Origin of the sequence: Nocardioides plantarum (genome assembly GCF_006346395.1) — a bacterium.
Lineage (GTDB): Bacteria > Actinomycetota > Actinomycetes > Propionibacteriales > Nocardioidaceae > Nocardioides > Nocardioides plantarum.
In genome coordinates this window covers 1,435,429-1,459,669 of record NZ_VDMS01000001.1, presented here as the reverse complement: position 1 = coordinate 1,459,669, position 24,241 = coordinate 1,435,429, and the positions used below count along the sequence as shown (strand labels likewise).

Sequence of the window (24,241 nt, the reverse complement as noted above, 5' to 3'; positions counted from 1 at the left end):
ATCAAGTGGTGTGCGGTGCCGGGTCTTGCCGTGCTCGGACTGACGGCGCTCTGCCTGGGTGAGCCGAGGCTCGGTCCCGGGTCGGCCCTGACCGCGCTCGTGGACCCGGGGCACCCCTGGCACGTCGCCGTGTGGCAGGTGCGCACGCCGCGCGTGGTCCTCGGCGCCCTCGCGGGCGCCGCGCTCGGTGTCTCGGGCCTGCTGCTCCAGGACGTGCTGCGCAACCCGATCGCGGGTCCCGAGCTGCTCGGCGTCTCGTCGGGGGCGGCCGTGGTGACCGCGACGGTCGTCGTCCTCGGGCTCGGCGTGCCCGTCGTCGTCCTCCCGTACGCCGCGCTGGCCGGCGCCCTGGTCGCTGGAGCCTTGGTCCTGCTGGCGATAGGACGTACCCGCGCGCCCGACCACGTCGCCCTCGTGGGAGCGGCGGTGTCGGCTGCCTGCGGCGGCCTGGTCGTCGCCGTGGTCGGCCTCGGCACCCAGGGCGACGTGGTCTCCCTCTTCCGCTACCTGCTCGGCAGCCTGGCCGCCCGAGGGTGGACCCACGTCGAGGCCGTCGCGCCCTGGCTGGTGGTCGGGATCACGCTGGCCGCGCTGCTCAGTCGGCGCGTGGAGGCCCTCACCCTGGGTGACGAGGTCGCAGTCGGCCTCGGTGTGCCCGTCGTGCGCACCCGGGTCGCGGCCGTCGCCGTCGCGGCCGTGCTGGCCGCGGCCGTCGCGTCGGTGTGCGGGCCGGTGGCCTTCGTCGCCCTGCTCTCGCCCCACCTGGCGCGACGGATCTGCGGGAGCGTCAGCACCCGGCGGGTCTTCTGGTCGGTCCCTGTTGTCGGTGCGGCCCTGCTCATGAGCGCCGACCTGGTCTCGCGCCTGGTCCTCTACCCGGTCGAGCTACCGGTCGGTGTCGCCACGACCCTGGTCGGGGTGCCCTCGCTGGTGCTCGTGCTGCGTGGTCGCGCCCCCGAGTTGGCGGGGTCCCGATGACCGGGCCGCTGGCGCCGCGGCGGTCGGGGCTGTCGGGACGGGTTGGTCCGGTCGGGCTCCTCCTGACGGCCACCGCGGCCGGAGTCGGGGTGGTGCTGGCGCACCTCCTGCTCGGGCGGTCCGACCTGCCGCCCGGCGAGGTCGTGAGGGTCCTCACCGGCCGTGCCACGGCGCCGGCGTACGAGACCATCGTGCTCGACTACCGCCTACCTCGGGTGCTCGTCGGTCTCGGGGCCGGGGCACTTCTCGCGGTCTCCGGCGTGCTGGTGCAGGCCGTCGTGCGCAACCCGCTCGCCGAGCCGTCCACCACCGGCGTCGGCGCCGGGGCGGCCCTCGCCATCGTCGCCAGTCTCGTTCTGTGGCCCGGTCACCAGTGGGCGTACGCCGCCGCGATGGCGGGCGCGGTCAGCACCGGCGTGGTCCTGTACGCCGTGGGGCGGCGCTCGCCGGCCGTCGCCGGCGTGCTGCTCGGCGCTGTGCTGTCGGCGGTGACGTCCCTGCTGCTGGTCGTCGACTCGGCCCCGATCGGCACGGTGCTGCGCTGGCTCGTCGGCTCCCTCAATGCGCGCACGCCAGAGGACTGGGCGCTGCTGTGGCCCTGGCTCGTCGGGGTTCTGCCCGTGGCGTGGCTGCTCGCGTCGCGGCTGAACGTCTGGGCGCTGGGGGAGTCGGCCGCAGTCGGTCTCGGGGTCCGGCCGGGACCGCTGTTCGCAGCGGTCCTCCTCGTCGCCGTAGCAGGGGCCGCAGCCGCGGTGGCGGCCGCCGGGGCGGTCGCCTTCGTCGGACTGGTCGCACCCCACGTCGGACGGCTCCTCGTCGGGTCCGATCACCGGGTACTCGTCCCGGTGAGCGCCGCGCTCGGTGCGCTGCTGCTCAGCCTGGCCGACCTGGTCGCGTTCTCGATCACGGTCCACGTGCCCGGCCTGGCCACGGACGTCTCCGGGGTGCCGGTCGGCGCCGTCACGGCGCTGCTCGGCGCCCCCGTCCTCATCAGTCTCGTCCGCAGGGAGAACCGTTCATGAAGCGTGCCGCTGCCGACCCCGTCCTGGCCGCCCACCACCTCGACGCCGGGCACGGTCGCACGATCGTCGTACGGGACCTCGCGCTCGCGATCGAGTCGCGGACCGTCACTGCGCTCGTCGGGCCCAACGGGTCCGGCAAGTCCACCCTGCTGATGACGTTGGCCCGGGTCCTGAAGGCCCAGGGCGGCGAGGTGCTCCTGGACGGGGAGCCGATCGGACGGCGTTCCTCCGTCGAGGTCGCCCGTCGGCTCGGAGTGCTGCCGCAGACCGCCGTCGTGCCCAGCGGTGCCACGGTGCGCGAGGTCGTCGAGCAGGGTCGCTACCCGCAGCTTGGGGCGTGGGCGATGCTGCGCCGCCATGACGACGCTGCTCAGCGCCGCGCACTCGAGCTCACCGGGCTGACCGCGCTGGCCGACCGGCGCCTGGACTCGCTGTCCGGCGGGGAGCGGCAGCGCGCCTGGATCGCGATGATCCTCGCCCAGCAGACCGGGGTGCTGCTGCTCGACGAGCCCACGACCCATCTCGACGTGCGGCACCAGATCGACCTGATGGTGCTGGTCGAGCGGTTGCGCGACGACCACGGTCTCACCGTGGTGATGGTGCTGCACGACCTCAACCAGGCGGCCCGTCATGCCGACCGCATCGTCGCGCTTCACGACGGCGTGGTGCGAGCGGATGGGACCCCTCGGGAGGTCGTGACCCCGGCCATGCTGCGCGAGGTGTTCGACATCGATGCCGTGGTGGTGGACGACCCGGTCACGGGGCGTCCGATCTTCGTGGCGCGATGAGTGCGTCGGTCGACCTGGTCGCGGAGATCCACGGCCGCCTCAACGGCACGACCGTTCCTCGCCGTCCGAGGCCGGGGACGGCGCCACCGCTCGTGGCACCGTCGAGCCGGCCGCTGCAGGTCCCGCTTCGACCGGGCGGCGACCTGGGGGCGGTGCAGGCGGGACGCCGCTCGGCGTACCGGTTCGGGGGTCCGCCGTCCGTCGACGAGGTCGCGGCCGTGATCCATCACGGCGTCGGCACCGCCCCGCGGGCCGGCGGGCTGCCCTCGCTCGTCTCCTTCCTCGTCACGACGCCCGGAGGTGACCTGTCGGAGGGTGTGCACCGGGTCGACCCCTGCCTCCCGGTCCCGAGCCTGGTCGCGGTTCGCGCCGGGGACCCCACGTCCTTCGTGGCACAGTCCCTGGACCAACCGGCCTTCGCCGACCGTGTCCCGCTCTGGCTGGTCCTTGTCGCCGACCTCGGGGTCGCCCTCGGGCACTACCCGGCGCGCCACTACCGGACCCTCCACCTCGACGCCGGTGTCGCGCTGCAGAACGCGCTCCTGGTCGCCACCGCGCTCGGCCTCTCGGCCTGCCCGGTCATGGGCTACGACGACGACGCGTGGGCCGAGCTGCTCGACCTCGATGACCGCCGGTTCGTCGCCGTGCTCGTGGCCCTGGGGCGACCGCGGCTCGAGGGTGGGGGCGGACGTGGCCGGGGCCGGATCGGCGGGACGTGACAAGCGGGCGATCGAGGTCGACGGTCGTCCCTGCTCGCCCGGGCTGAGGTGCAGCAGCATCGCCCACCGCGACGAGCAGCCGGGCGCCACCACCTCGTGACAGTGACCCGCGCGCGCTCGAGCTCGTGCCTGAGTAGGCCCCGTGGGACTCGAACCCACAACCTAAGGATTAAAAGTCCTCAGCTCTGCCAATTGAGCTAGGGGCCCGCGGAGCCAGTATCGCAGGACGCGCGGTGGCCCGGGCGACACCGGTCCGTCGTACGAAGTTCACACGTCCGAACCGGTTGAGGGGGTGGTGAGGGGTGTCGCTCGCGGTCGTGCTTGATAGGGTCGGCAGTGCAACAGATGCAAGTTCCAGCTGGTTCTGACGCCTAAGGAGTACGTGATCCAACGGCGTTTCTGGTTTGTGGTGGATCCCACGGGTCGGAGCGACGTGTCACCGCACCTGTTGTGGGTCGCCGACGTGGCGGCTCTCGCCCCGACTAAGGAGAATTGAGCAATGGCTCAGGGCACCGTGAAGTGGTTCAACGCCGAGAAGGGTTTCGGTTTCATCGCGCAGGAGGACGGCGGCGACGACGTCTTCGTGCACTACTCGGCGATCCAGACCAACGGCTACAAGTCGCTCGACGAGAACCAGAAGGTCGAGTTCGACGTCACCCAGGGCCCCAAGGGCCCGCAGGCGGAGAACGTCCGCCCGGTCTGACACCCAGCTGGTCACCAGACCACCACCGAGGCCTCGCCGTCCCCGACGGCGGGGCCTCGGCGCGTCCGGGCGGACCCGGCGCGTAGCACGCGGGGCCTCGCGGCGTGAAGGTTCCCTAGTCACGCCGGAAGGTTCCGAATCACCCGCCTTAGCCATCTCGATCCCTACCGCCCACCCCGTAGGATGGCCGGGCGGTTCTATCGGGCGATCGGGAGCGGAGGGACCACGGATGTACGACCAATTCGACGTGTCCCTCGAGGACGTCGACCTGTTGGGCGAGGTCGAGCTGACCACCAACCTGATCATCGCGGCCAGTGAGGCCGACGAGCGGCTGGGGTCCGACGAGATCGACCGCATCCTCGGGGTCGTCCCGGTGCCGCCGCACCCGCGTCGCGCCAGCTGACCCCGGGTCGCCTCCTGCTCAGCAGGTCGCGAAGAGCACCGGCCCGCTGCTGAGGTCGGAGATCACGTACTCGCCCTCGCGCGGCTCGAGATCCATCCGTACGACGTCACCGTCCGCCATCACGTCGCCGACGGTGAACCGGTCGGTGAAGGCGCCCCCCTGGCCCGGGGCGTCGCCGGCGACGAGCGTGGCGCGGGTGTCGGCGTTGGTGCGCGCCTGCGTCGACGACTCGAACCCCAGCGCGACCCGGACGCCTCCGCCGGGCTCGGCCGCGATGCCGAAGCCGGTGAGCGGGTTGACCTTCCCGGCCTGCGCGACCAGGGCCTCGCCGGCGGCCTGCTCCGAGGGGTCGGCGTTGGCCATGGCCAGGGCGCTGCAGGCGTAGGTCGCGTCGTAGGTGATCGCGACGACGGGGCTGCCCAGGGCGTCGACCACCGTGCTCGGCACGGCTCCGGGGTCGGCCTCGGCGGCGGCCTTGCGGGCGTCGTCGACGCCGCCAACCCGATCGGAGGCGAAGACCAGGCCGGAGTCGCGGTCCAGGCCGACGAAGAGGAGCTCGGGGGTGAGCTGGCCGGAGATCGAGATGTCGGAGGTGGTGGCCCACACCCCGTCGGGGTCGTCGGGCTCGGCGTACTTGAGCTGGCGCAGGGCCGCCGCCACGTCGTCGGTGCTCACCCCTCCGCCCAGGCGCATGGTCAGGGTCGCCGCCGCGGCCGACTGGGTGAACAGCTCCCACTCGAGGGTCGCGGGGGAGAAGGCGAGCTTCTGCTGCATGGTGCCGGCGGACTCGCCGAGGGCGGTGGCGGTGGTGAGGTCGGCGTCGAAGCCACGCGAGATCAGGTCCTCGACCTGTTCGGCGGAGGACCGGGCGTCGAGGCTCACCCCGAGCTCGTCGCGTACGGCGCCCCAGTCGGTCCACAGCACACGCTGGGCGTCGTCGGGCGCGAGGAGGTAGGCCTGGTCGAACGAGGCGCCGGCCGAGCGGGCCGCGCGGGCCCGCTCCTCGTGGTCGTCGCCGCCGAGCACGTGGACCAGCACGAGCGTGAGGGCCGCGACCAGCACGAGGGCCACGACCGCCGCGATCACGACCTTCCACCGCGCGCGTGCCACGTGGCGACCCCTCCTCCGGTGCTCCGCCTTCTCGTGGTCGGAGAAGTGGTGCGAGAGTAGTCGTCGTGCCCGCCCCCGCCGCGAAGGCCGTGCGTGCCGCAGGCGTCGTCGTCTTCCGCCCCGGCCGTCGTGTCCTGCTCGTGCACCGTCCCAAGTACGACGACTGGTCCTTCCCCAAGGGCAAGCTCGACCCCGGCGAGCACGCCACGACCGCGGCCGTGCGCGAGGTCGCCGAGGAGACCGGGCTCCACGTCCGGCTCTGCCTGCCCCTGCACGACCAGGCCTATCGGGTCCTGGCCGGTCACAAGACCGTCCACTACTGGACCGGCCGGGTCGTCGGTGACGACGACGTGAGCCGCTACCGGGCCAACGACGAGATCGACGCGGTGCGCTGGGTCGACCTCGACGAGGCCGCCGACCTGCTGACCTACGACCACGACTCCGCGACCCTGGCCGAGGCCCTGGGACGCCGCCGCCGTACCCACGCCCTGGTCGTGCTCCGCCACGGCCGCGCCCGCTCGCGCAGCGCCTGGCGTCGCGACGACACCGAGCGCCCGCTGCTCCGCGCCGGCGAGCTGCAGGCCGAGCGACTGGTGCCCGTGCTGGCGGCGTACGGCGTCACGCAGCTGGTCAGCTCGACCAGCCTGCGGTGCCGCCAGACCCTGGCCCCCTTCGCCGGCATGACCGGCTGGGACCTCGTGACCCGACGCCGGCTCTCGGAGGAGGGCGCGTCACCGGCCGGCGTACGACGGGTGGTCACCGACACGCTCGCCCTGGTCGCCGAGGGACGCAGCACCGTGGTGTGCACCCACCGGCCGGTGCTGCCCGAGGTGTTCGCGGCGCTGGGACTCGAGGACCCGGGGCTCGACCCGGGCGAGATGCTCGTCGCGCACCTGCGCAAGGGCCGCGTGGCGGGCACTGAACGCCATCTCGTGCGCTGAGTCAAGGTCACGCCGAGCGAGTTCACCGACCTGTTGCCCAGGTCACAGGCTCCCGTCGCCGAGTGGGCGGACCGAGTTCACCCCTCGTTCACCATCGACGGCCGATCCGTCCACCTCGCCTCCCCACAGTTCTTCTTGCCACTCACAAGATGAATCACAAGGAGACCCCGAAGTGACTCGCACTTCCCTCAGCCGCGCGTTCGTGCCCGGCATCGCCGTACTCACCGTCCTGGCCCTCTCGGCCTGCGGCGCCTCCAACGAGGACGGCGGCTCTGACAACTCCGGCGACGGTGGCAGCTCCAGCGGCCCCGAGAGCGCCGGCCTGACCGGTGTCCTCAAGGGCGCCGGCGCCACCTCGCAGGAGAAGGCCCAGGAGGCCTGGGCCATCGGCATCCAGGGCGCCAACGACGGCTTCGAGGTCCAGTACCAGCCCGTCGGCTCGACCGACGGTCGCGCCTCGTTCGTCGAGGGTGCAGCGGCCTTCGCCGGCACGGACTCCGCGCTCAACGACGACGACGGCCAGCTCACCGCGGCCAAGAAGACCTGCGGCGGCACCGAGCCGATCCAGGTCCCGGCCTACGTCTCGCCGATCGCGGTCGCGTTCAACCTGCCCGGCATCGACTCGGTCCAGGCCTCGGCCGACACGATCGCGAAGATCTTCGACGGCAAGATCAAGAAGTGGAGCGACATCCCCGACGAGCAGGCCGACGGCGTGACGCTGCCGGACACCGACATCACCCCGGTGCACCGCTCCGACGACTCGGGCACCACCAAGAACTTCACCGACTACCTCGGCAAGGCCGCTCCGGAGTCCTGGCCCTACGAGGCCGAGGACGCGTTCCCGGTCAAGGGCGAGGCCGCTGACGGCACCTCCGGCGTCATCCAGCAGATCAGCACGATCGAGGGTGCTATCGGCTACGCCGACAACAGCCAGGCCGAGGGCCTCGGCAAGGTGTCGGTCCAGGTCGGCGAGAGCTTCGTCGCCCCGTCGCCCGAGGGTGCCGCCAAGGTCCTCGAGGCCTCGCCGCCGGCCGAGGGCGTCTCCGACGTCGACATGGCCGTCGCGCTCGACCGCACCACGACCGAGGAGGGCGCCTACCCGGTCGTCCTGCTGTCCTACCTCGTGGCCTGCCAGAAGTACGACGACGCGGACACCGCCAAGAACGTCAAGGGCTACCTGTCCTACATCGTCTCCGACGCCGGTCAGGAGCAGGCGGCCAAGGAGGCCGGCTCCGCCCCGCTCGGCGAGGCCACCGCCAAGAAGGCCCAGGAGATCGTCGCCAAGATCGGCTCCTGATCCAGCCGCGGATCGGGTGGGGCTGGTACGTCGGCCCCACCCGACCCGCGTTCCCGGCATGATTCGTCCCGCCTGCTTCACATCACGCCCGCGAAGGACTGCTCAGTGAGCACCACCACCACCAAGGAACGGCCTCCGGCCAAGGAAGCCGCACCCCGCAAGGTCACCAGCCTCGGGGACCGGATCTTCGCCGGGCTGACGCTCGGGGCGAGCCTGATCATCCTGCTCGCCCTCGCGAGCGTCTTCGTCTTCCTGTTCGTCAAGGGGGCGCCCGGCTTCACCCAGGCAGCCGAGGTCTACGCCCCGCGGTCCGACAACTTCGTCGGCTACGTCGCCCCGCTGCTCGGTGGCACCCTGATCGCCTCGGTCATCGCGCTGATCGTCGCCGTCCCGCTGGCCTGGGGCATCGCGCTGGTGATCAGCCACTACGCACCCCGCTGGATCGCGGTGCCGGTGGCCTACCTGATCGACCTGCTCGCCGCCGTACCCAGCGTCGTGTTCGGCCTGTGGGGCGTCATCGTCCTGGCGCCGCAGATGGTCCCGGTCTTCACCTTCCTCAACGACTACTTCTCGTGGCTCCCGATCTTCGACGGCGACGTCTCCCGGAGCGGTCGCACGATCCTGACCGCCGGAGTCGTCCTGGCGATCATGATCCTGCCGATCATCACCGCGATCACCCGCGAGGTCTTCTCGCGCACCCCGCGCCTCAACCAGGAGGCGGCGCTCGCCCTGGGCGCCACGCGCTGGGAGATGATGCGGCTCACCGTCTTCCCCTACGGCCGCTCCGGCATGGTGTCGGCCACCATGCTCGGCCTGGGGCGCGCGCTCGGCGAGACGATGGCCGTGGCCATGGTGCTCTCGCTCGGTGGCTTCAACCTCGACCTGCTCGGGCCCGGCAACTCCTCGATCGCGGCCAACATCGCCAGCAAGTACAAGGAGCGCTCCGACGAGCTGCTCTCGGTGCTGATCGCGACCGGTCTCGTGCTCTTCCTCCTCACCTTCATCGTCAACTTCGCGGCCCGCTGGATCGTCGGCCGCTCCGAGCGGAAGATGGCGCGCTGATGAGCACCGATCTCTCCAAGGCTCCCGTCGCCGAGGAGCCCCGCGCCTCGATGTCGATCACCGCGGCCAAGCTGCCGCGGCAGGCGCCGCTCCTGGTGGGGGTCATCGCGATCGCGATCGCCCTGTTCTGCTGGCAGATCATGTCGTGGCCGCTGGTCGGCTCCGCGATCGTCGGCGGCCTGGTCTACCTGGTCGTCCTCCCGGCGTGGTCGCTCGCCGTCGAGGGACGCCGCGGCGCCACCGACCGGATGATGACCGGGCTGATCTGGTCGACCTTCGTGGTCGCGATGGTGCCGCTGGTGTCGCTGATCTACACGGTCGTCGACCGCGGCCGTGGCGTGATCAACACCGAGTTCCTCACCTACTCGCTGTTCGCCACCCAGCTCGACCAGCCGCCCGGCATCTACCACGCCATCATGGGCACGCTGATCATCACCGTGGGTGCGGCCATCATCTCGATCCCGATCGGGGTGCTCGCCGCGATCTACCTCGTCGAGTACGGCAAGGGCAACCGCCTGGCCCGCGTCGTCACCTTCCTGGTCGACGTGATGACCGGCATCCCCTCGATCGTCGCCGGCCTGTTCGCCTTCGCGCTCTTCACGCTGCTCTTCGGCGCCGACTTCCAGGGCGGCGTCGGCGGCTCGGTCGCCCTGTCGCTGCTGATGATCCCGATCGTGGTCAGGGCCACCGAGGAGATGCTCCGGCTGGTCCCCGACGAGCTGCGCGAGGCGGCGTACGCCCTGGGCACGCCGAAGTGGCGCACCATCGTCAAGGTCGTCCTCCCGACGACGCTCGGCGGCATCATCACCGGTGTCACGCTGGCCATCGCCCGCGTGATCGGCGAGACGGCGCCGCTGCTGCTGATCGCCGGTCTGGCCGCCAAGACCAACACCAACCCGTTCGACGGCGCGATGACCACGCTGCCGGTGCAGATCTTCTCGTTCAACTCCGACCAGGAGACGATCCCGCTCGCGTGGGGTGCTGCGCTGGTGCTCATCGTGATCGTGCTCGTCCTCAACCTCGTGGCTCGGGTCATCGGCAGGTTCTACGCCCCCAAGACGGGCAACTAGGAAGCAGGGAAAGACACCATGGCCAAGAGCATCGACGTCTCTGACCTCAACATCTACTACGGCGACTTCCTTGCGGTGCAGGGCGTCAACATGACGATCAAGGCCCGTGCGGTGACCGCGTTCATCGGCCCGTCGGGCTGCGGCAAGTCGACCTTCCTGCGCTCGCTCAACCGCATGCACGAGGTCATCCCCGGCGCCCGCGTCGAGGGCAAGGTCGTCGTCGACGGCCAGTCGCTCTACGGCCCCGGGGTCGACCCCGTCGCCGTACGCCGGCAGATCGGGATGGTCTTCCAGCGCCCCAACCCGTTCCCGACGATGTCGATCTACGACAACGTGCTGGCCGGCAACAAGCTCAACTCCAAGCGCATCAAGAAGGCCGAGTCCGACACGATCGTCGAGAAGTCGCTGCGCAGCGCCAACCTCTGGAACGAGGTGAAGGACCGCCTCAACAAGCCCGGCATGGGGCTGTCCGGCGGTCAGCAGCAGCGTCTGTGCATCGCCCGCGCGATCGCTGTCGAGCCGCAGGTGCTGCTCATGGACGAGCCCTGCTCGGCCCTCGACCCGATCTCCACCTCGGCCATCGAGGACCTCATCCACGAGCTGAAGGCCGACTACACGATCGTCATCGTCACCCACAACATGCAGCAGGCCGCCCGCGTCTCCGACGAGACCGGCTTCTTCAACCTCAAGGCCACCGGGGAGCCCGGACACCTGGTCGAGTTCAACCCCACCAAGAAGATGTTCTCCAACCCCGACGAGCCCTCCACCGAGGCCTACATCTCGGGTCGCTTCGGCTGAGCCTCTGCCGTTCCGGGCCGTTCCGGGCCGTTCCGGGCCGTTCCGGGCCGTTCCGGGCCGTTCCGGGCCGTTCCGGGTCGGTCCGGGTCGGTCGTCGGGATAGTCCCTGACGTAAATCAAGGCGCCGCGGCCGGATCCCTTGATTTACGTCAGGGACTATCGCGCCGCTGGCGCGCGCCCGAGGGGGCCCGGGCCGGACGCCGTACGACGGGGCCTGTGGAGAACGGAACGCGCGGTCGACGATCCGTCCGATAGTGGGCGGGTGTTCGCACCGGAGCCGTGGCATCCCGCGCGTCCCGGGCTCTACCGCCCGGGCCGGCTCGACCCGAGCGGTGAGACGGGTCCGACGCGGTCGCAGTCCCAGGGCAAGCACGTTCGTCGTACGTCGCGTGGCCTCTACCTCCCGGCCTGGGTCGAGCAGTCGACTCCCCAGCGCATCGTCGAGGCGTCGATGGTGATGATCGGCGGCCACGCCATCACCGGGTGGGCAGCCCTGCACTGGCGCCGTGCGCGATGGTTCACCGGGATCGACCCCCACGGGATGCCACGGCCCGTCGAGATCGTCATCAGCACCCACGACATCCGCCCGCGCGACGGCCTGTTCCTGTCCGGCGAGGCCGTGCACGTCGAGCTTCGAGGTGAGGTCGACGGCGTTCGGATGGTCGACCCGCGCGTGGCGGTCTCCTACCTGATGCGCTACGCACCGTCGACGCGAGCCGCCGCCCGTGAGCTGTCGATGGCGGCGTACGACGACATCGTGTCGATCGAGGAGATGAGCGAGTTCCTCACCCCCGGTCAGAACGCCCTGACCGGCGTTCCGCAGGCGCGGGCTGCGGTGCCCCTGGCGACCGAGAACTGCTGGTCGCCCCCGGAGCTCGACCTCGTGATGACCTGGGTCCTCGACGCAGGTCGGCCCATGCCGCTGTGCAACGCGCCGTTGTTCGACCTGTCCGGTCGCCACGTGGCGACCCCCGACGTGTTCGACCCCGTGGCGGGCGTGGCGGGGGAGTACGAGGGCGCGGTCCACCTCGACCGGGCGGTCCGGGCCGGCGACGTACGACGGGAGGGCGTGCTCCGGGCCCACGGCGTCGAGGTGGTCACGATGGTGGCTGACGATCGGCACGCTCCCGGCGCCTTCGTCGCTCGACTCGCCGACGCCTACCGCCGAGCCGAGCGAAGCCCCGCGGCGGATCGCCGGTGGACCGTGACCCCGCCCAGGTGGTGGGTGCCGACCACGACCGTCGACCAGCGGCGGGCCCTGACCCCCGACCAGCGGGCCAGGTTCTTGCGCTATCGGGCGTCCTGAACGTCGTCGTCGGGATAGTCCCTGACGTAAATCAAGGCCGCTGCGCCCAGACCCTTGATTTACGTCAGGGACTATCCCGCGCCCCGAGCCGACGTCACACCGGGATGAGGACGGTGAGCACCTCGTAGCAGAGCCAGGCGACGATGCCGGCCATCGGGAAGGTGAGGATCCAGGCGGCGAGGATGCTGCGGGCGACGCCCCACCGTACGGCGGAGAAGCGCTTGGTGGCGCCGGCGCCCATCACAGCCGAGGTGATGGTGTGGGTGGTGGAGATGGGGGCGTGGAAGACGAACGCCGTCGTGTAGAGGACGCTCGCGCCGACGGCCTCGGCGGAGAATCCGCGGGCCGGGTCGAGGTCGATGATCTTGCGGCCGAGGGTGCGCATGATGCGCCAGCCCCCGGCGTACGTGCCGGCGGAGATGGCCGAGGCGGCGGCGATGACGACCCACAGGGGGAGGTCGTCGCCGGCGGAGGCGTAGCCGCCGGTGAGCAGGGCCAGGAAGATGACGCCCATCGTCTTCTGGGCGTCCTGCAGGCCGTGGCCCAGGGCGAGCGCGGCGGCCGAGACGGTCTGCATCATCCGGAAGCCGCGCATCACCTTGTGGGGGTTGCGGCGCCGGAAGATCCACATGATCGACAGCATCACGACGAACGCCGCGGCGAAGCCGAACAGCGGCGACAGGACCATCGGGATGAGGACCTTCTCGACGATCTTGGCCCAGTCGACGTCGGCGCCGCCGCCGATGGCCGCGCCGACGAGCCCGCCGATCAGCGCGTGCGAGGAGGACGACGGCAGGCCGAACCACCAGGTGATGAGGTTCCAGGTGATGGCGCCGAGCAGGCCCGACATCACGATGATCAGGCCCTGGTTGCCGTCGCCTGGTGAGATCACGTCCCTGACCGTGTTGGCGATCTCCTGGCCGAGGAGGGCGCCCACGAAGTTCATGACCGCGGCGAGGGTCAGGGCGACGCGGGGGGTCAGGGCGCGCGTGGAGACCGAGGTGGCGATCGCGTTGGCGGCGTCGTGGAAGCCGTTGGTGTAGTCGAACGCGAGCGCGATGACGACGACGGCGATGACGATCGCCAGGGTGAGGGACACGTGGTCAGCTCTCCTTGACGGCGATCTGCTCCACGATGTTGGCGACCTTCTCGAACGAGTCGACCGCGCGCTCGAGCGACTCGACCACGTCCTTGAGCTTGAGGACCTCGAGCGTCTTGTACTCGCCGGAGAACAGCAGCGCCAGGGTGCGGCGGTGGTTCTTGTCGCCGGCGTTCTCGAGGCGGTTGATCTCGATCCAGTACTCCTCGAGCGCTTGCGGGGACTGCAGCTTGGGCATCCACTCGGCGGTCAGCTCGGCGCACCGCTGGAGCACCTCGACCTGCTGGGAGAGCTCGGCGGGGAGCACCTTGACCTCGTAGAGCAGGATCAGGTCGACGACCTCGTCCATCTCGTCCATCACGTCGTCGAGCCCGGAGGCCAGGGCGTAGATGTCCTCGCGGTCGAACGGCGTCACGAAGGTGCTGTTGACCCGGCGCACGAGGGCGTGGGTCGTTTCGTCGGCGTCGTGCTCGGCGGCACGCATGCGCGCCGCGACGTCGGCTTTGTCGGACGTCTCAGCGAGCATCTCCGCGAGGAGCCCGGCACCGGTCACGAAGTGCTGGGCCTGCTCGGTGAAGAGGTCGTAGAACGCCGTGTCGACCGGACGGAAGCGCAGACCCACGTGAACTCCTGGTGAGGTGGAGGCAAACGTCGACCAGCGTAGGGGGTGGGTGCCGTGGGTGGGCAACTCCCCGGTCAGGACGTCGTACGCCGCCGCCGCTGGCGCTCGATGAGCCGCTCCTGCAGGTGGACCTCGCCGTGGGTGCGGGTCCACTCGCCGTCGCTGCCCAGGTCCCACGCGTCGGTGGTCGGCGCGAACGCCAGGTCGAGCAGCCCGCCGACCTCGGCGACGCTCTCGGGGTCGGGCAGGCGCACCAGGACCTCGACGCGGCGGTCGAGGTTGCGGTGCATCATGTCGGCCGAGCCGATCCAGACCTGGGGGTCGCCGCCGTTGGCGAACCAGAAGACCCGGCTGTGCTCCAGGAACCGCCCGAGGATCGAGCGCACGGTGATGTGGTCGGACAGCCCGGGCACGCCGGGGCGCAGGGCGCAGATGCCGCGCACGAGCAGCTCGACCTGCACGCCCTCCTGGGAGGCGAGGTAGAGCGCGTCGATGACGGCCTCGTCGACCACCGAGTTGGCCTTGAGCCGGATGCCCGAGTCGCGGCCGGCGGCGTGGTGGGCGATCTCGCGGTGGATCTGGGCGACCAGCCCGTCGCGCACCGAGTCGGGCGCGACGAGGAGCTCGCCGTAGGAGGCGTTGCGTGACCAGCCGCTGAGGTTGTTGAACAGGTGGGCGACGTCCTCGCCGATGGACTCGTCGGTGGTGATCAGGCCGAGGTCCTCGTAGAGGCGCGCGGTCTTGGAGTTGTAGTTGCCGGTGCCGATGTGGGTGTAGCGGCGGATGCCCTCGGGCTCGTCGCGCACGACCATCGCGAGCTTGCAGTGGGTCTTGAGCCCCACCAGCCCGTAGACGACGTGGCAGCCGGCCTGCTCGAGCTTGCGCGCCCAGCGGATGTTGGCGGACTCGTCGAAGCGGGCCTTGATCTCGACGATCACCAGGACCTGCTTGCCGGCCTCGGCCGCGTCGATGAGGGCATCGATGATCGGGCTGTCGCCGGAGGTGCGGTAGAGGGTCTGCTTGATCGCCAGCACGTGCGGGTCGGCGGCGGCCTGCTCGATGAAGCGCTGCACCGAGGTCGAGAACGAGTCGTAGGGGTGGTGCAGGAGCACGTCGTGGCGCCGCGCGGCCTTGAAGACGTCGACCGGCGAGGCCGACTCGACCTCGGCCAGACGGGCGTGGGTCGTCGGGACGAACGCGGGGTACTTGAGCACCTCGTGGCTGAGGTCGGCGATGCCGTGCAGCCCGCGCAGGTCGAGCGGGCCGGGCAGCCGGAAGACCTCGTCGCCGGTGACCCCGAGCTCCTCCTTGAGCAGGTCGAGCACGCCCTGGGAGATGGACTCCTCGACCTCGAGCCGCACGGGCGGCCCGAACCGGCGCCGCAGCAGCTCCTTCTCGAGGGCGGCGAGGAGGTTCTCGGCGTCGTCCTCCTCGACCTCGAGGTCCTCGTTGCGGGTGACCCGGAAGGTGTGGGCCTCGAGCACCTCCATGCCGGGGAAGAGCCGCTTGAGGTGGGCCCCGATGACGTCCTCGAGGGGCACGAACCGGGCGCCTCGCCCCGACGTACCGGACGCGCCCAGGGGGACGAAGCGGTCGAAGATCGGCGGCACCTTGACCCGGGCGAAGTGCTCCTTGCCGGTCTGGGGGTTGCGGATGACGACGGCCAGGTTGAGCGAGAGGCCGGAGATGTAGGGGAACGGGTGCGCCGGGTCGACGGCGAGGGGGGTGAGGACCGGGAAGATCCGGTTCTTGAAGAGCTTCTTGCAGGACTTCTGCTCCTCCGCGTCGAGGTCGTCCCAGCGGACCAGCTCGATCTCGTGCTCGCGCAGCGCCGGCACCAGGGTGTCGCGGAAGACGTGGGCGTGGCGCTCGCTGAGCTCGCGGGTGGTCGACCAGATCTGCTCGAGGACCTCGCGCGGCATCATCCCCGACGCCGCGCGTACGGCGAGCCCGGCGGCGATGCGTCGCTTGAGACCGGCGACGCGGACCATGAAGAACTCGTCGAGGTTGCTGGTGAAGATGGCCAGGAAGCGGGTGCGCTCCAGCAGGGGCAGCGACTCGTCCTCGGCGAGCTCGAGCACCCGCTGGTTGAACTTCAGCCACGACAGCTCGCGGTCGAGGAACCGGTTGTCGAACTTCTTCACCGCGGCCACCAGGTCGGCGTCGGGCACGTAGGGCAGGTCGACCTCGTAGGCCTCGTCGGGAACGCCGGTGGCGCTGGCCGCCGAGCGTGCGGGGTCCGGGACGATCTCGAGCGACATGCGGCGAGTCTGTCACCGACCGGTGAACGCGGAGCAAACCCGGCGCGCGCCGGCGGTAGGTTGCCGACGTGACCATCCTCGCCACCGTCCGTGGCCGCGCCGAGGCCGAGCTCCTCCGCGCCACCATGGCCCTGCCCGAGCGGGTCCAACGGGCCCTCGCCGGCCGGCCCGTGGTGGTCGACGGGCAGACCCTGGCCCCCGAGACCCAGCTGATGCTGCGCCTGCAGCGCGTGGCCCGGATCCCGGGGGCCGAGACGCTGCCCGTCGTCCAGGGGCGTGAGGCCATCACGCACCAGGCGGCGATGACAGGACGCACCCAGCCGATCGGCGCCGTACGCGACCTGTCCGCCGGGGGAGTGCCGGCCCGCCTCTACACGCCGCGCGGGGCGGCCGCGCGCAGCCCGCTGCTGGTCTTCCTGCACGGCGGCGGGTTCATCTACGGCGACCTCGACAGCCACGACGCGTCGTGCCGGGTCCTGGCCGAGGCCGCCGGTGTGCGGGTGCTCGCCGTCGACTACCGGCTGGCCCCCGAGCACCCCTTCCCCGCGGCGTACGACGACGCCGTGGCGGCCTATCGCTGGGTCGTCGAGCACGCCGCGACCCTCGGCGCGGACCCCGACCGGCTCGCCGTCGGCGGTGACTCGGCCGGCGGCAACCTCGCGGCCGTCGTCGCGATCGAGGCCGCCCGTGCGGGCCTGCCGCTGGCCTTCCAGCTGCTCGTCTACCCGGCGACCGACAACTACGAGCGGGACACCCGCAGCTTCGCGCTGTTCGGCGAGGGGTTCTACCTCACCAGCGGGTTCATGGACCTGGCCACCGAGAGCTACACCCCCGACCTCGAGTCGCGCCGCGACCCGCGCGCCTCGCCGCACTACGCCGACCTGACCGACCTGGCCGACGCGCTGGCGCCGGCGTACGTCGCCACCGCCGGCTTCGACCCGCTGCGCGACGAGGGCGAGGCCTACGCCCGGCGGCTCGCCGACGCGGGCGTGACGGTCGAGCTGAAGCGGTTCCCCGACCAGATCCACGGGTTCTTCAACATCGTGGGGGTCGGGCGCCGCTCGCGGGCGGCGGTCGACGAGATCGCGGCGGCGCTGCGCGCGGGTCTGGGCGCCTGACGCTGCCCCGGCCGGCGGGATAGTCCCTGACGTAGATCAAGGGTTTCCGGCCCCGGGCCTTGATTTACGTCAGGGACTATCCCGGCCCGTGAGTAGGGAGGGGGAGGCGAGCCCCGACTCAGGCGGAGTACTGCACGTGGGTGTCGCGCGCGGCGTGCTCGAAGCCGAGCGAGCCGTAGAGCCGCACGGCGGGGGCGTTGTCGGACTCGACGTAGAGCAGCACCTCGGCGACGCCGAGGCCCGCGAGGTGGTGGAGCCCGGCGAGCGTGACGACCCGGCCCAGGCCGCGGCCCTGGGCGTTAGGTCCGACGGCGACGACGTAGACCTCGCCGAGCGCCGCGTCGTGCTGCTTGGTCCAGTGGAAGGCCAGCACCCGGTCGTCCGCGTCGGCCGCGATGACGAGGCCGGCGGGGTCCCACCAGGGCTCGGCCATCCGCTCGGCGAGGCCGGTCGCGTCGAGCGACCCCTGCTCGGGGTGGTGGGCGAACGCCGCCGCGTTGACCGCCAGCACCTGCTCGGCGTCGGCGTCGCGATAGCCGCGCACCCGGATGCCGTCGGGCGCGACGAGCTCGGGCAACGGGATCGAGGTCGGGCGGCGCATCACCCACAGATCCCTCGTACGACGCCAGCCGCGGCGAGCAGCCAGGGCCGCAGCCCCCGGGTGGTCGCCGTGCGACCAGGCCCGCGCGGCGGGCGCGACCTCCGTCAGCAGCCGTCCGGCGAGGCCCCGGCGCCGCGCCTGCGGCGCGACCGCGAGCGTCAGCTCGTCGTGGCGCACCAGCGCGAACCCGCCGTCGGCGACCGCCACCGACGCACCGTCGGTGCCGTGGTGCTTGAGCGCCAGCGCCACGGCCTCGTCGAGCGGGTCGTGGCCGTCGTACTGCAGGCACGCTGAGCGGACCGCGGCAATGGTCTCCTGCACATCAGGGGTGCTCATCAGTAGACCAACGCCTGCACGCCGTCGCGCAGGACGAGCTCGGTGAACGCGACGGCGCCGGCGATGCGCGCCCCGTCGACCAGGTCGGCCTCGGTCAACGACCGGCGGGCCGCGCACTGCGAGCAGACCGTCACCGAGCCGCCCGCGCGCACGGCCTCGACCAGGGTCGCGGCGGGGGAGGCGTGCTCGAGCCCGAGGTCGGGGCACCGGTCGCGCACGCCGAACCACACGGCCTCACCGGTCAGCCACAACGACACGTCGGCGCCGGCGGCCACGGCGGACGCCGCGACGGTCAGCGCCTGGTTGGCCCGCTCCGCGGCCTCGGCCCCGCAGGTCAGCTTCACGGCAAGGGATCTGGGCATGTCCTCGACCCTACGGCGACCGGCGGTCACGTGGCTTCGAGGCTCGCTCCGCTCGCACCTCAGCCGACGTGGGGCTCGCTCCGCTCGCACCTCAGCCGACGTGGGGCTCGCTCCGCTCGCACCTCAGCCGACGTGGGGCTCGCTCCGCTCGCACCTCAGCCGACGTGGGGCTCGCTCCGCTCGCACCTCAGCCGACGGGTGCCGACGTCGGTCGAGGTGCGAAGGCCGCCAGGCCTGAGCCTCGAGACCGCCGCAGCCGGCGTACCCGACGGAATCGACGAGCCCCCAGGAGCGTTCTGCGACAGTGGAACCCATGCGCAGTCCTCTCCTCGACCTGCCCGGAGCGGTCGCCGGCAACGGCATCGACGCCCCGGTCGCCGCCCACTACGGCTCGTTCAACACCGAGCAGCGTGCGCTCGAGACGGGCCGCGAGACGGGGGAGGGGTTCGTCGACCTGTCCCACCACGACGTGCTGCGCATCGCCGGCCCCGACCGGCTGACCTGGCTGCACAACATCACCACCCAGCACCTCACCGACCTGCAGCCCGGCGTCCTCACCCAGGCGCTGGTCCTCAGCCCGCAGGGCCACGTCGAGCACGAGTTCCGTGGCACCGACGACGGCGAGGCGCTCACCGTGTGGACCGAGCCGGGTCGCGCGGGTGCGCTCGCGGAGTTCCTGGAGCGGATGAAGTTCATGATGCGCGCCGAGATCACCGACGTGACCGACGAGCTGGCCCTCACCTGGCGCCCGAGCACCGGCCACCGGCTGGTCCCGCGCGCCGAGCTGACGACGTACGCCGCCGCGGCCGGCCCCGCCGCCGGCCACTGGGCCTACGAGGCGCTGCGCATCGCGCGCGGTGAGCCGCGGTTCGGCGTCGACACCGACCACCGCACGATCCCCAACGAGGTCGGCTGGATCGGGCCCGCGGTCCACCTCGACAAGGGCTGCTACCGCGGCCAGGAGACGGTCGCGCGGGTGCACACGCTCGGCCGCCCGCCGCGCCGGCTGACGCTGCTGCACCTCGACGGGTCCGAGAACCGGCTACCCGCGGCCGGGTCCGAGGTGCTGCTGGGCGACAAGGCCGTCGGGTTCGTCGGCTCCAGCGCGCGTCACCACGAGCTCGGCCCGATCGCACTGGCCCTGCTCAAGCGCAACACCGCCCTCGACGCCGAGGTCATGGTCGACGGCGTCGCCGCCGCCCAGGAGGTCGTCGTCGACCCCGAGGTCGGCCTCCACGTGCGGCCCCGTCTGCGCTGACGGCCGTCGGGATAGTCCCTGACGTAAATCAAGGTCCGGGGCGGCAGATCCTTGATTTACGTCAGGGACTATCCCGCCTCGCCAGGCCCGCCACCCCCGCCGTACGTCGAACAGCAGCCACCACCGCTCGTCGCGGCGCACGACCTCGACGGCCGCGAGCGCGACCGCGACGGTGAGCGCGAGCGACGGCCACCACGCGCCGGCCGGCGTGGGCACCGCCGCGAGCAGTGCGGTGTGGACGAGGTAGACCACCACCGTCATCGAGCCGTACGACGCCAGCCACCGCCCCACGGGCGTCGGAGCCACCAGCAGCGCGAGACCACGTCCGACGAGCAGGGCGCAGGCGGCGATGGCGATCCAGGCCGGGGTCCGGTCGGTGTGGTCGGTCACCACGGCCTCGCGCATCGCCCACACCACGGGCCCGAGCGCCGCCACCGTGGCCACCCACCCCCACCGCCGCGACACCCGCCGCGACACCCCCGACACCCGCGGCGCCTGGTCGGTGACGACGCTGCCGAGCAGGAAGCACCCGAGGTAGAACCCGAAGTGCCAGTCGGTGTCGCCGACGAGCTCCAGCCACGCCACCACGGCGCCGAGCGCACCCAGCCGCCGGGCCGGCGTACGCAGGGGGAGCGCGAGGGCGAAGAAGCCGATCAGGAAGCACAGGAACCACAGCGGCGTCTGCGGCACTACGATCTCGATCCACCACCGGTCGGTCGGCCGGTGGTCGTCGGCGAGCAGCACGCAGTAGAAGAGCAGGAACCACCCGACGTACGGCGCCACGAGGGCGCTGGCCTTGCCGGCGACGTAGCGTCGCGTGCCCTTGGCCAGTCCGCGCGGCAGGAACAGCCCCGCGAGCATCATCAGCACCGGCATCCGCACCGGCTCGAGCGCCCGGACGGTGGCGTCCACCCACCCGGGCACGCCCTCGCCGGCCGCGACCGCGCCGTTGCGCACGTGGTAGGCGATCACGCTCAGCACGAGCGCCGTGCGCAGCACGTCGACCCAGGCGCGGCGCTCGGTCACGCAGGTCTCGGCCACGCCCCGACGCTAGGAGCCCGAACCGGACTCCGGGTGAACGTCAGGCGTCCTGCGACGCCCGCTCGGTGACCCGCGCGGCGTCGGCGACCACCGACTCCTTCTCCTTGGCCGGCAGCACGAAGCGGTAGCCGACGTTGCGCACGGTGCCGATGAGGGTCTCGTTCTCGACACCGAGCTTGGCGCGCAGCCGCCGGACGTGGACGTCGACGGTGCGGGTGCCGCCGAAGTAGTCGTAGCCCCACACCTCCTGCAGCAGCTGCTGGCGGCTGAAGACCCGGCCGGGGTGCTGGGCGAGGAACTTGAGGAGCTCGAACTCCTTGAACGTCAGGTCGAGCGCGCGCCCGCCGATCTTGGCGGTGTAGGTCGCCTCGTCGACGACCACCTCGCCGGAGCGGATGACGTGGGCCTCGGGGTCGGCCGCGTCGCGGGCGGCGGTGAGCCGGCCGATGGCCAGCTTGATGCGCGCCTCGAGCTCGGCCGGGCCGCACGTGTGGAGCACGACGTCGTCCATGCCCCAGTCGTGGCTGACGACGGACAGGCCGCCCTCGGTGACGACGAGCAGCACGGGGACGTCGGTGCCGGTGGTGCGGATCAGGCGGCACAGGTCGCGCGCGCCGGCGAGGTCCTGCCGCCCGTCGACCAGCAGCAGGTCGGAGTCGGGCGCCTCGAGCAGCGCGCTGCCCTCGGCCGGCAGGATCTTGACGCCGTGACCGAGCAGCGAGAGCGCCGGCAGCACCTCGGCCGAGGGCTGCAGGGCGCTGGTCAAGAGAAGAAGTGTGCTCATGGTGGTCCCCTCCCACACGATGCGGGTGTAGGACCGGGACACGTCGTCGGGTTCCGGCCGTTTACCTGAGGGTGGAGAATACCGAAACGTGAGCGACACAGGCAGTCCGAGTAACCGAACTGAGACGCAGGTCATCCTCGTTCGTTACTGGGCGTCGGCCCGCGAGGCCGCCGGCACCGACACCGAGTCCCTCGCCGTCGACGGCCCGGTGACCCTCCTCGACCTCGTACGCCGCCTCGCCGACGACCACGCCGGCACCCGCCTCCCGCAGGTGCTCGAGGCGTGCTCGGTCCTGGTGGGCGACCGCCCGGTCAAGTCCCTCGACCCCGCCACCGTCGTCGTGCAGCCCGGCGAGAGCGTGGAGTTCCTGCCGCCGTTCGCGGGTGGCTGACGCCCTACACGGACGCGACGGCCGCAACCTGGACCGGCACGTACGACGGGTCCTGGGTGTCGACGGGGGTCCCGTCGCCGAGGGCCGCGGACCGGTTGGCGCCCCAGGCGAACCCGAGCCGGTCGCTGCTGGTCGCGTAGGTGGTGTTCGCACCTGCCGCGATCCCGGTGACGAACCGGCCGGCCATGGGGGTGCCGGCGGTGGTCACGGCGCCCGCGAGCGCGACCCGGCCGTTGCCGCCGCCGTCACCGAGCTGGCCCTCGCTGCCGACGCCCCACGTGTGCACGGTGCCGTCGTCGGCCAGCGCGACCGTGTGGCTGCCGCCGGCCGCCACGGCGATGATCGTCCGGGACTCGATCGACGTACCGGTGGTAACCACGGCGACCGGTGTCGGGCTGTTGTCGTAGGCGCCGTTGCCCAGCTGGCCCCAGTCGCCGACGCCCCAGGCGTGCAGGGTGCCGTCGGAGGCGAGCGCGATCGTGTGCTCCTCGCCGCAGGCGATCGCGGTGACGGTCTTGCCGGCGAGGGACGACGCTCCGGTGGCGTCGACGGCGACCGGGATGCTGCGGTTGGTGGTCGTGCCGTCCCCGAGCCGGCCGCCCCGTCCCATCCCCCAGGAGTGCACGGACCCGTCCGAGGCCAGGGCGACGGTGTGGAACAGGCCGCACGCGATGGCGGTGACCGCCTTGCCGGCGATCGACGACGCTCCCGAGGTGACCACGGCGATCGGGACCCCGCTGTAGGTGCTGCCGGCGGCGCCGAGCTCGCCCTCGCCGCCGTAGCCCCAGCTGTGCACGGTGCCGTCCGAGGCGACGGCCGCCGAGTGGTAGTAGGCGCCGGCGATGGCCGTGACCTGCTTGCCCTGCAGGGAGCTGCCGCTGGTGGTGTCCACCGCGAACGGCGTGCTGCCGTCGGCGTCCCAGTTGCCGAGCTGGCCCCAGTTGTTGCGTCCCCAGGCGTAGACGGCGCCGTCGGAGTCCACGGCCAGGGAGTGCTCCACGCCGGCGGCGGCGGCGACGATGTCCTTGCCGTCCATCGGGGTGTTCGTCGTCAGGACCGGGACGGGCGAGGGATGTGAGGTCCCGTCGTTGCCCAGCTCGCCGTTGGCGTCGTAGCCCCAGCTGTAGACGCGGCTCCCGCTGATCGCGAGCCGGTGGAACGCGCCGGGCCCCGGCGCGACGGCGTCGACCCGACCGTCGACGACGCTCCACGGCACGATGGAGGACTGGCGGCTCGCGGTGACGGTCACGGCGGTGCCCAGCGCGGGCCCGGCACCCGACCTCGGCACGACGCTGGTCGTCGCCAGGCCGTCGGCGTCCGTGACCACGGCCGCCGTGGCGGCTCCGCCCGGGAACGTGGCCCAGGCGGTGCTCGACAGGGTGAAGACCACCGTCTGGCCGGCCACGGGCGTCGTGTCGTCGAGGAGGCGGGCCTGGACCGACCGGGGTGCCCCACCGAGCGTGAACACCGCAGCGGCGGGATCGACCTGCGACAGGACTCCCGCGGCCGAGGCGGCGAGGGCCGGCGCGGCGGTGGCGACGGTGATCACCGGCACCGACCAGGCAGCGGCGCCGATCGCCGTACGGCGTCCGACAGTGAAGGGTGTGGGGGAGGTCATCCGAGGTGGCCGTTCACGAGCGCGCGGCCTGGGTGGCCCCGATGCTCGGACGCTATCCGGCTCACGGGTCTCCCGGGCGGGAATGACGCAGCTCGGCAACCCGTTCTAGACCACCATGACCACCGGCGCGTACGTCGTGATCGCGGCCGTCGTGGTCGCCCTCGGCTTCGGCCTGTGGCGACGCCGTACCGACGGCCGCTTCGCCGACACCCAGCACGCTCCGACGGAACAGGACGAGCCCGTGACCGACTCCCTCCTCGCCGGCACCCCGTGGGAGACCGAGCTGGGGGAGCGCGCCACCCTGGTCCAGTTCTCCAGCGCGTTCTGCGCGCCCTGCCGCACGACCCGGGTGGTGCTGGCCGACGTGGCCGACCACCACGACGGCGTGCGCCACGTCGAGGTCGACGCCGAGAAGCACCTCGACCTCGTGCGTGCGCTCCACGTCACCCGCACCCCGACGACGATCGTCCTGGACCCCCACGGCCGTGAGCTCGGCCGGGCGGCGGGCGCCCCTACGCGCGAGCAGGTGCTGCGCTCACTGCCAGACTGACGT

General features: G+C 71.9%; 24 protein-coding genes, 1 tRNA gene and 1 pseudogene. 16 read left to right on the top strand and 10 right to left on the bottom strand.

Going from position 1 to position 24,241, the window contains the following annotated elements; genetic code table 11:
- Positions 1-30 precede the first annotated feature (30 nt).
- Genes FJQ56_RS06875 through FJQ56_RS06860 form a run of 4 tightly spaced genes read left to right on the top strand, consistent with a single transcriptional unit; the run spans position 31 to position 3,507 of the window.
- On the top strand, positions 31-978 hold the full coding sequence (locus FJQ56_RS06875) for a FecCD family ABC transporter permease (protein WP_170215296.1): 948 nt from the start codon (positions 31-33) through the stop codon (positions 976-978).
- Entirely contained in the window at positions 975-2,000 is a 1,026-nt protein-coding gene (locus FJQ56_RS06870; RefSeq protein WP_140008388.1) for a FecCD family ABC transporter permease, read from the top strand. The genes FJQ56_RS06875 and FJQ56_RS06870 overlap by 4 nt, the downstream gene beginning before the upstream one ends.
- Complete coding sequence (locus FJQ56_RS06865; RefSeq protein ID WP_140008387.1) at positions 1,997-2,788, top strand: ABC transporter ATP-binding protein; 792 nt, start codon at positions 1,997-1,999, stop codon at positions 2,786-2,788. Before FJQ56_RS06870 ends, FJQ56_RS06865 begins: the two co-directional genes overlap by 4 nt.
- Positions 2,785-3,507, top strand: coding sequence for a nitroreductase family protein (locus tag FJQ56_RS06860; RefSeq protein WP_140008386.1), 723 nt, complete (start codon positions 2,785-2,787; stop codon positions 3,505-3,507). The genes FJQ56_RS06865 and FJQ56_RS06860 overlap by 4 nt, the downstream gene beginning before the upstream one ends.
- Before the next feature lie 134 nt (positions 3,508-3,641).
- On the opposite strand, the gene FJQ56_RS06855 is transcribed toward FJQ56_RS06860, so the two are convergent.
- Positions 3,642-3,714, bottom strand: a tRNA-Lys gene (locus FJQ56_RS06855).
- A 292-nt stretch (positions 3,715-4,006) separates the two neighbouring features.
- On the opposite strand from FJQ56_RS06855, the gene FJQ56_RS06850 reads away from it, so the two are divergent.
- Positions 4,007-4,210, top strand: coding sequence for a cold-shock protein (locus FJQ56_RS06850; protein WP_107698594.1), 204 nt, complete (start codon positions 4,007-4,009; stop codon positions 4,208-4,210).
- Positions 4,211-4,439: 229 nt separating this feature from the next.
- On the top strand, positions 4,440-4,613 hold the full coding sequence (locus tag FJQ56_RS22040) for a hypothetical protein (RefSeq protein WP_170215295.1): 174 nt from the start codon (positions 4,440-4,442) through the stop codon (positions 4,611-4,613).
- An 18-nt stretch (positions 4,614-4,631) separates the two neighbouring features.
- Here FJQ56_RS22040 and FJQ56_RS06845 read toward each other — a convergent pair whose 3' ends face one another.
- Positions 4,632-5,723, bottom strand: coding sequence for a hypothetical protein (locus FJQ56_RS06845; protein WP_140008385.1), 1,092 nt, complete (start codon positions 5,721-5,723; stop codon positions 4,632-4,634).
- A gap of 65 nt (positions 5,724-5,788) precedes the next feature.
- Here FJQ56_RS06845 and FJQ56_RS06840 point away from each other — a divergent pair, with 65 nt between their 5' ends.
- The 6 genes from FJQ56_RS06840 to FJQ56_RS06815 all read left to right on the top strand — a co-directional run bounded on the left by FJQ56_RS06840 (position 5,789) and on the right by FJQ56_RS06815 (position 12,197).
- Positions 5,789-6,664 (top strand): NUDIX hydrolase, encoded by an 876-nt coding sequence (locus tag FJQ56_RS06840; protein ID WP_140008384.1) that lies wholly within the window; start codon positions 5,789-5,791, stop codon positions 6,662-6,664.
- Between the two features lie 172 nt (positions 6,665-6,836).
- Positions 6,837-7,961 (top strand): phosphate ABC transporter substrate-binding protein PstS, encoded by a 1,125-nt coding sequence (locus FJQ56_RS06835; RefSeq protein ID WP_140008383.1) that lies wholly within the window; start codon positions 6,837-6,839, stop codon positions 7,959-7,961.
- Between the two features lie 105 nt (positions 7,962-8,066).
- Positions 8,067-9,023: a phosphate ABC transporter permease subunit PstC gene (pstC, locus tag FJQ56_RS06830; RefSeq protein ID WP_140008382.1), complete on the top strand. Its 957-nt coding sequence runs from the start codon at positions 8,067-8,069 to the stop codon at positions 9,021-9,023.
- Positions 9,023-10,093 (top strand): phosphate ABC transporter permease PstA, encoded by a 1,071-nt coding sequence (gene pstA, locus FJQ56_RS06825; RefSeq protein ID WP_140008381.1) that lies wholly within the window; start codon positions 9,023-9,025, stop codon positions 10,091-10,093. Before pstC ends, pstA begins: the two co-directional genes overlap by 1 nt.
- An 18-nt stretch (positions 10,094-10,111) precedes the next feature.
- Positions 10,112-10,891 carry a phosphate ABC transporter ATP-binding protein PstB gene (gene pstB, locus FJQ56_RS06820; protein ID WP_140008380.1) on the top strand — a complete coding sequence of 260 codons (780 nt, stop codon included), beginning with the start codon at positions 10,112-10,114 and terminating at the stop codon, positions 10,889-10,891.
- Positions 10,892-11,153: 262 nt separating this feature from the next.
- On the top strand, positions 11,154-12,197 hold the full coding sequence (locus tag FJQ56_RS06815; protein ID WP_140008379.1) for a hypothetical protein: 1,044 nt from the start codon (positions 11,154-11,156) through the stop codon (positions 12,195-12,197).
- 94 nt (positions 12,198-12,291) lie between these two features.
- Here the strand turns inward: FJQ56_RS06815 and FJQ56_RS06810 are convergent, their stop codons facing one another.
- From FJQ56_RS06810 to FJQ56_RS06800, 3 genes are all read right to left on the bottom strand, one after another.
- A complete protein-coding gene (locus FJQ56_RS06810; protein WP_140008378.1) occupies positions 12,292-13,296 on the bottom strand; it encodes an inorganic phosphate transporter in 1,005 nt (334 codons plus the stop codon).
- A gap of 4 nt (positions 13,297-13,300) precedes the next feature.
- Complete coding sequence (locus FJQ56_RS06805) at positions 13,301-13,918, bottom strand: DUF47 domain-containing protein (RefSeq protein WP_211350770.1); 618 nt, start codon at positions 13,916-13,918, stop codon at positions 13,301-13,303.
- Between the two features lie 74 nt (positions 13,919-13,992).
- Complete coding sequence (locus FJQ56_RS06800) at positions 13,993-16,179, bottom strand: RNA degradosome polyphosphate kinase (protein WP_140008377.1); 2,187 nt, start codon at positions 16,177-16,179, stop codon at positions 13,993-13,995.
- 68 nt (positions 16,180-16,247) lie between these two features.
- On the opposite strand from FJQ56_RS06800, the gene FJQ56_RS06795 reads away from it, so the two are divergent.
- Positions 16,248-17,297 (top strand): alpha/beta hydrolase, encoded by a 1,050-nt coding sequence (locus tag FJQ56_RS06795; protein ID WP_246084019.1) that lies wholly within the window; start codon positions 16,248-16,250, stop codon positions 17,295-17,297.
- A gap of 118 nt (positions 17,298-17,415) precedes the next feature.
- Here FJQ56_RS06795 and mshD read toward each other — a convergent pair whose 3' ends face one another.
- Together mshD and FJQ56_RS06785 are read right to left on the bottom strand one after the other, a co-directional pair.
- The gene (gene mshD, locus FJQ56_RS06790) at positions 17,416-18,234 is read right to left on the bottom strand and encodes a mycothiol synthase (RefSeq protein WP_140008376.1); all 819 of its coding nucleotides are present in this window, start codon (positions 18,232-18,234) and stop codon (positions 17,416-17,418) included.
- Complete coding sequence (locus tag FJQ56_RS06785; protein ID WP_140008375.1) at positions 18,234-18,596, bottom strand: DsrE family protein; 363 nt, start codon at positions 18,594-18,596, stop codon at positions 18,234-18,236. Before FJQ56_RS06785 ends, mshD begins: the two co-directional genes overlap by 1 nt.
- Before the next feature lie 313 nt (positions 18,597-18,909).
- On the opposite strand from FJQ56_RS06785, the gene ygfZ reads away from it, so the two are divergent.
- Complete coding sequence (gene ygfZ / locus FJQ56_RS06780) at positions 18,910-19,854, top strand: CAF17-like 4Fe-4S cluster assembly/insertion protein YgfZ (protein WP_140008374.1); 945 nt, start codon at positions 18,910-18,912, stop codon at positions 19,852-19,854.
- Positions 19,855-20,016: 162 nt separating this feature from the next.
- On the opposite strand, the pseudogene FJQ56_RS22635 reads toward ygfZ, so the two are convergent.
- Both FJQ56_RS22635 and FJQ56_RS06770 read right to left on the bottom strand, forming a co-directional pair.
- Positions 20,017-20,853 (bottom strand): annotated as a pseudogene (locus FJQ56_RS22635) (acyltransferase family protein); the annotation flags it as partial.
- Positions 20,854-20,935: 82 nt separating this feature from the next.
- Complete coding sequence (locus tag FJQ56_RS06770; RefSeq protein WP_140008372.1) at positions 20,936-21,679, bottom strand: winged helix-turn-helix transcriptional regulator; 744 nt, start codon at positions 21,677-21,679, stop codon at positions 20,936-20,938.
- An 88-nt stretch (positions 21,680-21,767) separates the two neighbouring features.
- Between FJQ56_RS06770 and FJQ56_RS06765 the strand changes: the two genes are divergently transcribed.
- Positions 21,768-22,070 (top strand): MoaD/ThiS family protein, encoded by a 303-nt coding sequence (locus FJQ56_RS06765; RefSeq protein ID WP_140008371.1) that lies wholly within the window; start codon positions 21,768-21,770, stop codon positions 22,068-22,070.
- Between the two features lie 4 nt (positions 22,071-22,074).
- Here the strand turns inward: FJQ56_RS06765 and FJQ56_RS06760 are convergent, their stop codons facing one another.
- The gene (locus FJQ56_RS06760; RefSeq protein WP_140008370.1) at positions 22,075-23,688 is read right to left on the bottom strand and encodes an RCC1 domain-containing protein; all 1,614 of its coding nucleotides are present in this window, start codon (positions 23,686-23,688) and stop codon (positions 22,075-22,077) included.
- Positions 23,689-23,803: 115 nt separating this feature from the next.
- Here FJQ56_RS06760 and FJQ56_RS06755 point away from each other — a divergent pair, with 115 nt between their 5' ends.
- Positions 23,804-24,238 (top strand): TlpA family protein disulfide reductase, encoded by a 435-nt coding sequence (locus FJQ56_RS06755; RefSeq protein WP_140008369.1) that lies wholly within the window; start codon positions 23,804-23,806, stop codon positions 24,236-24,238.
- The last annotated feature ends 3 nt before the right edge of the window (positions 24,239-24,241 follow it).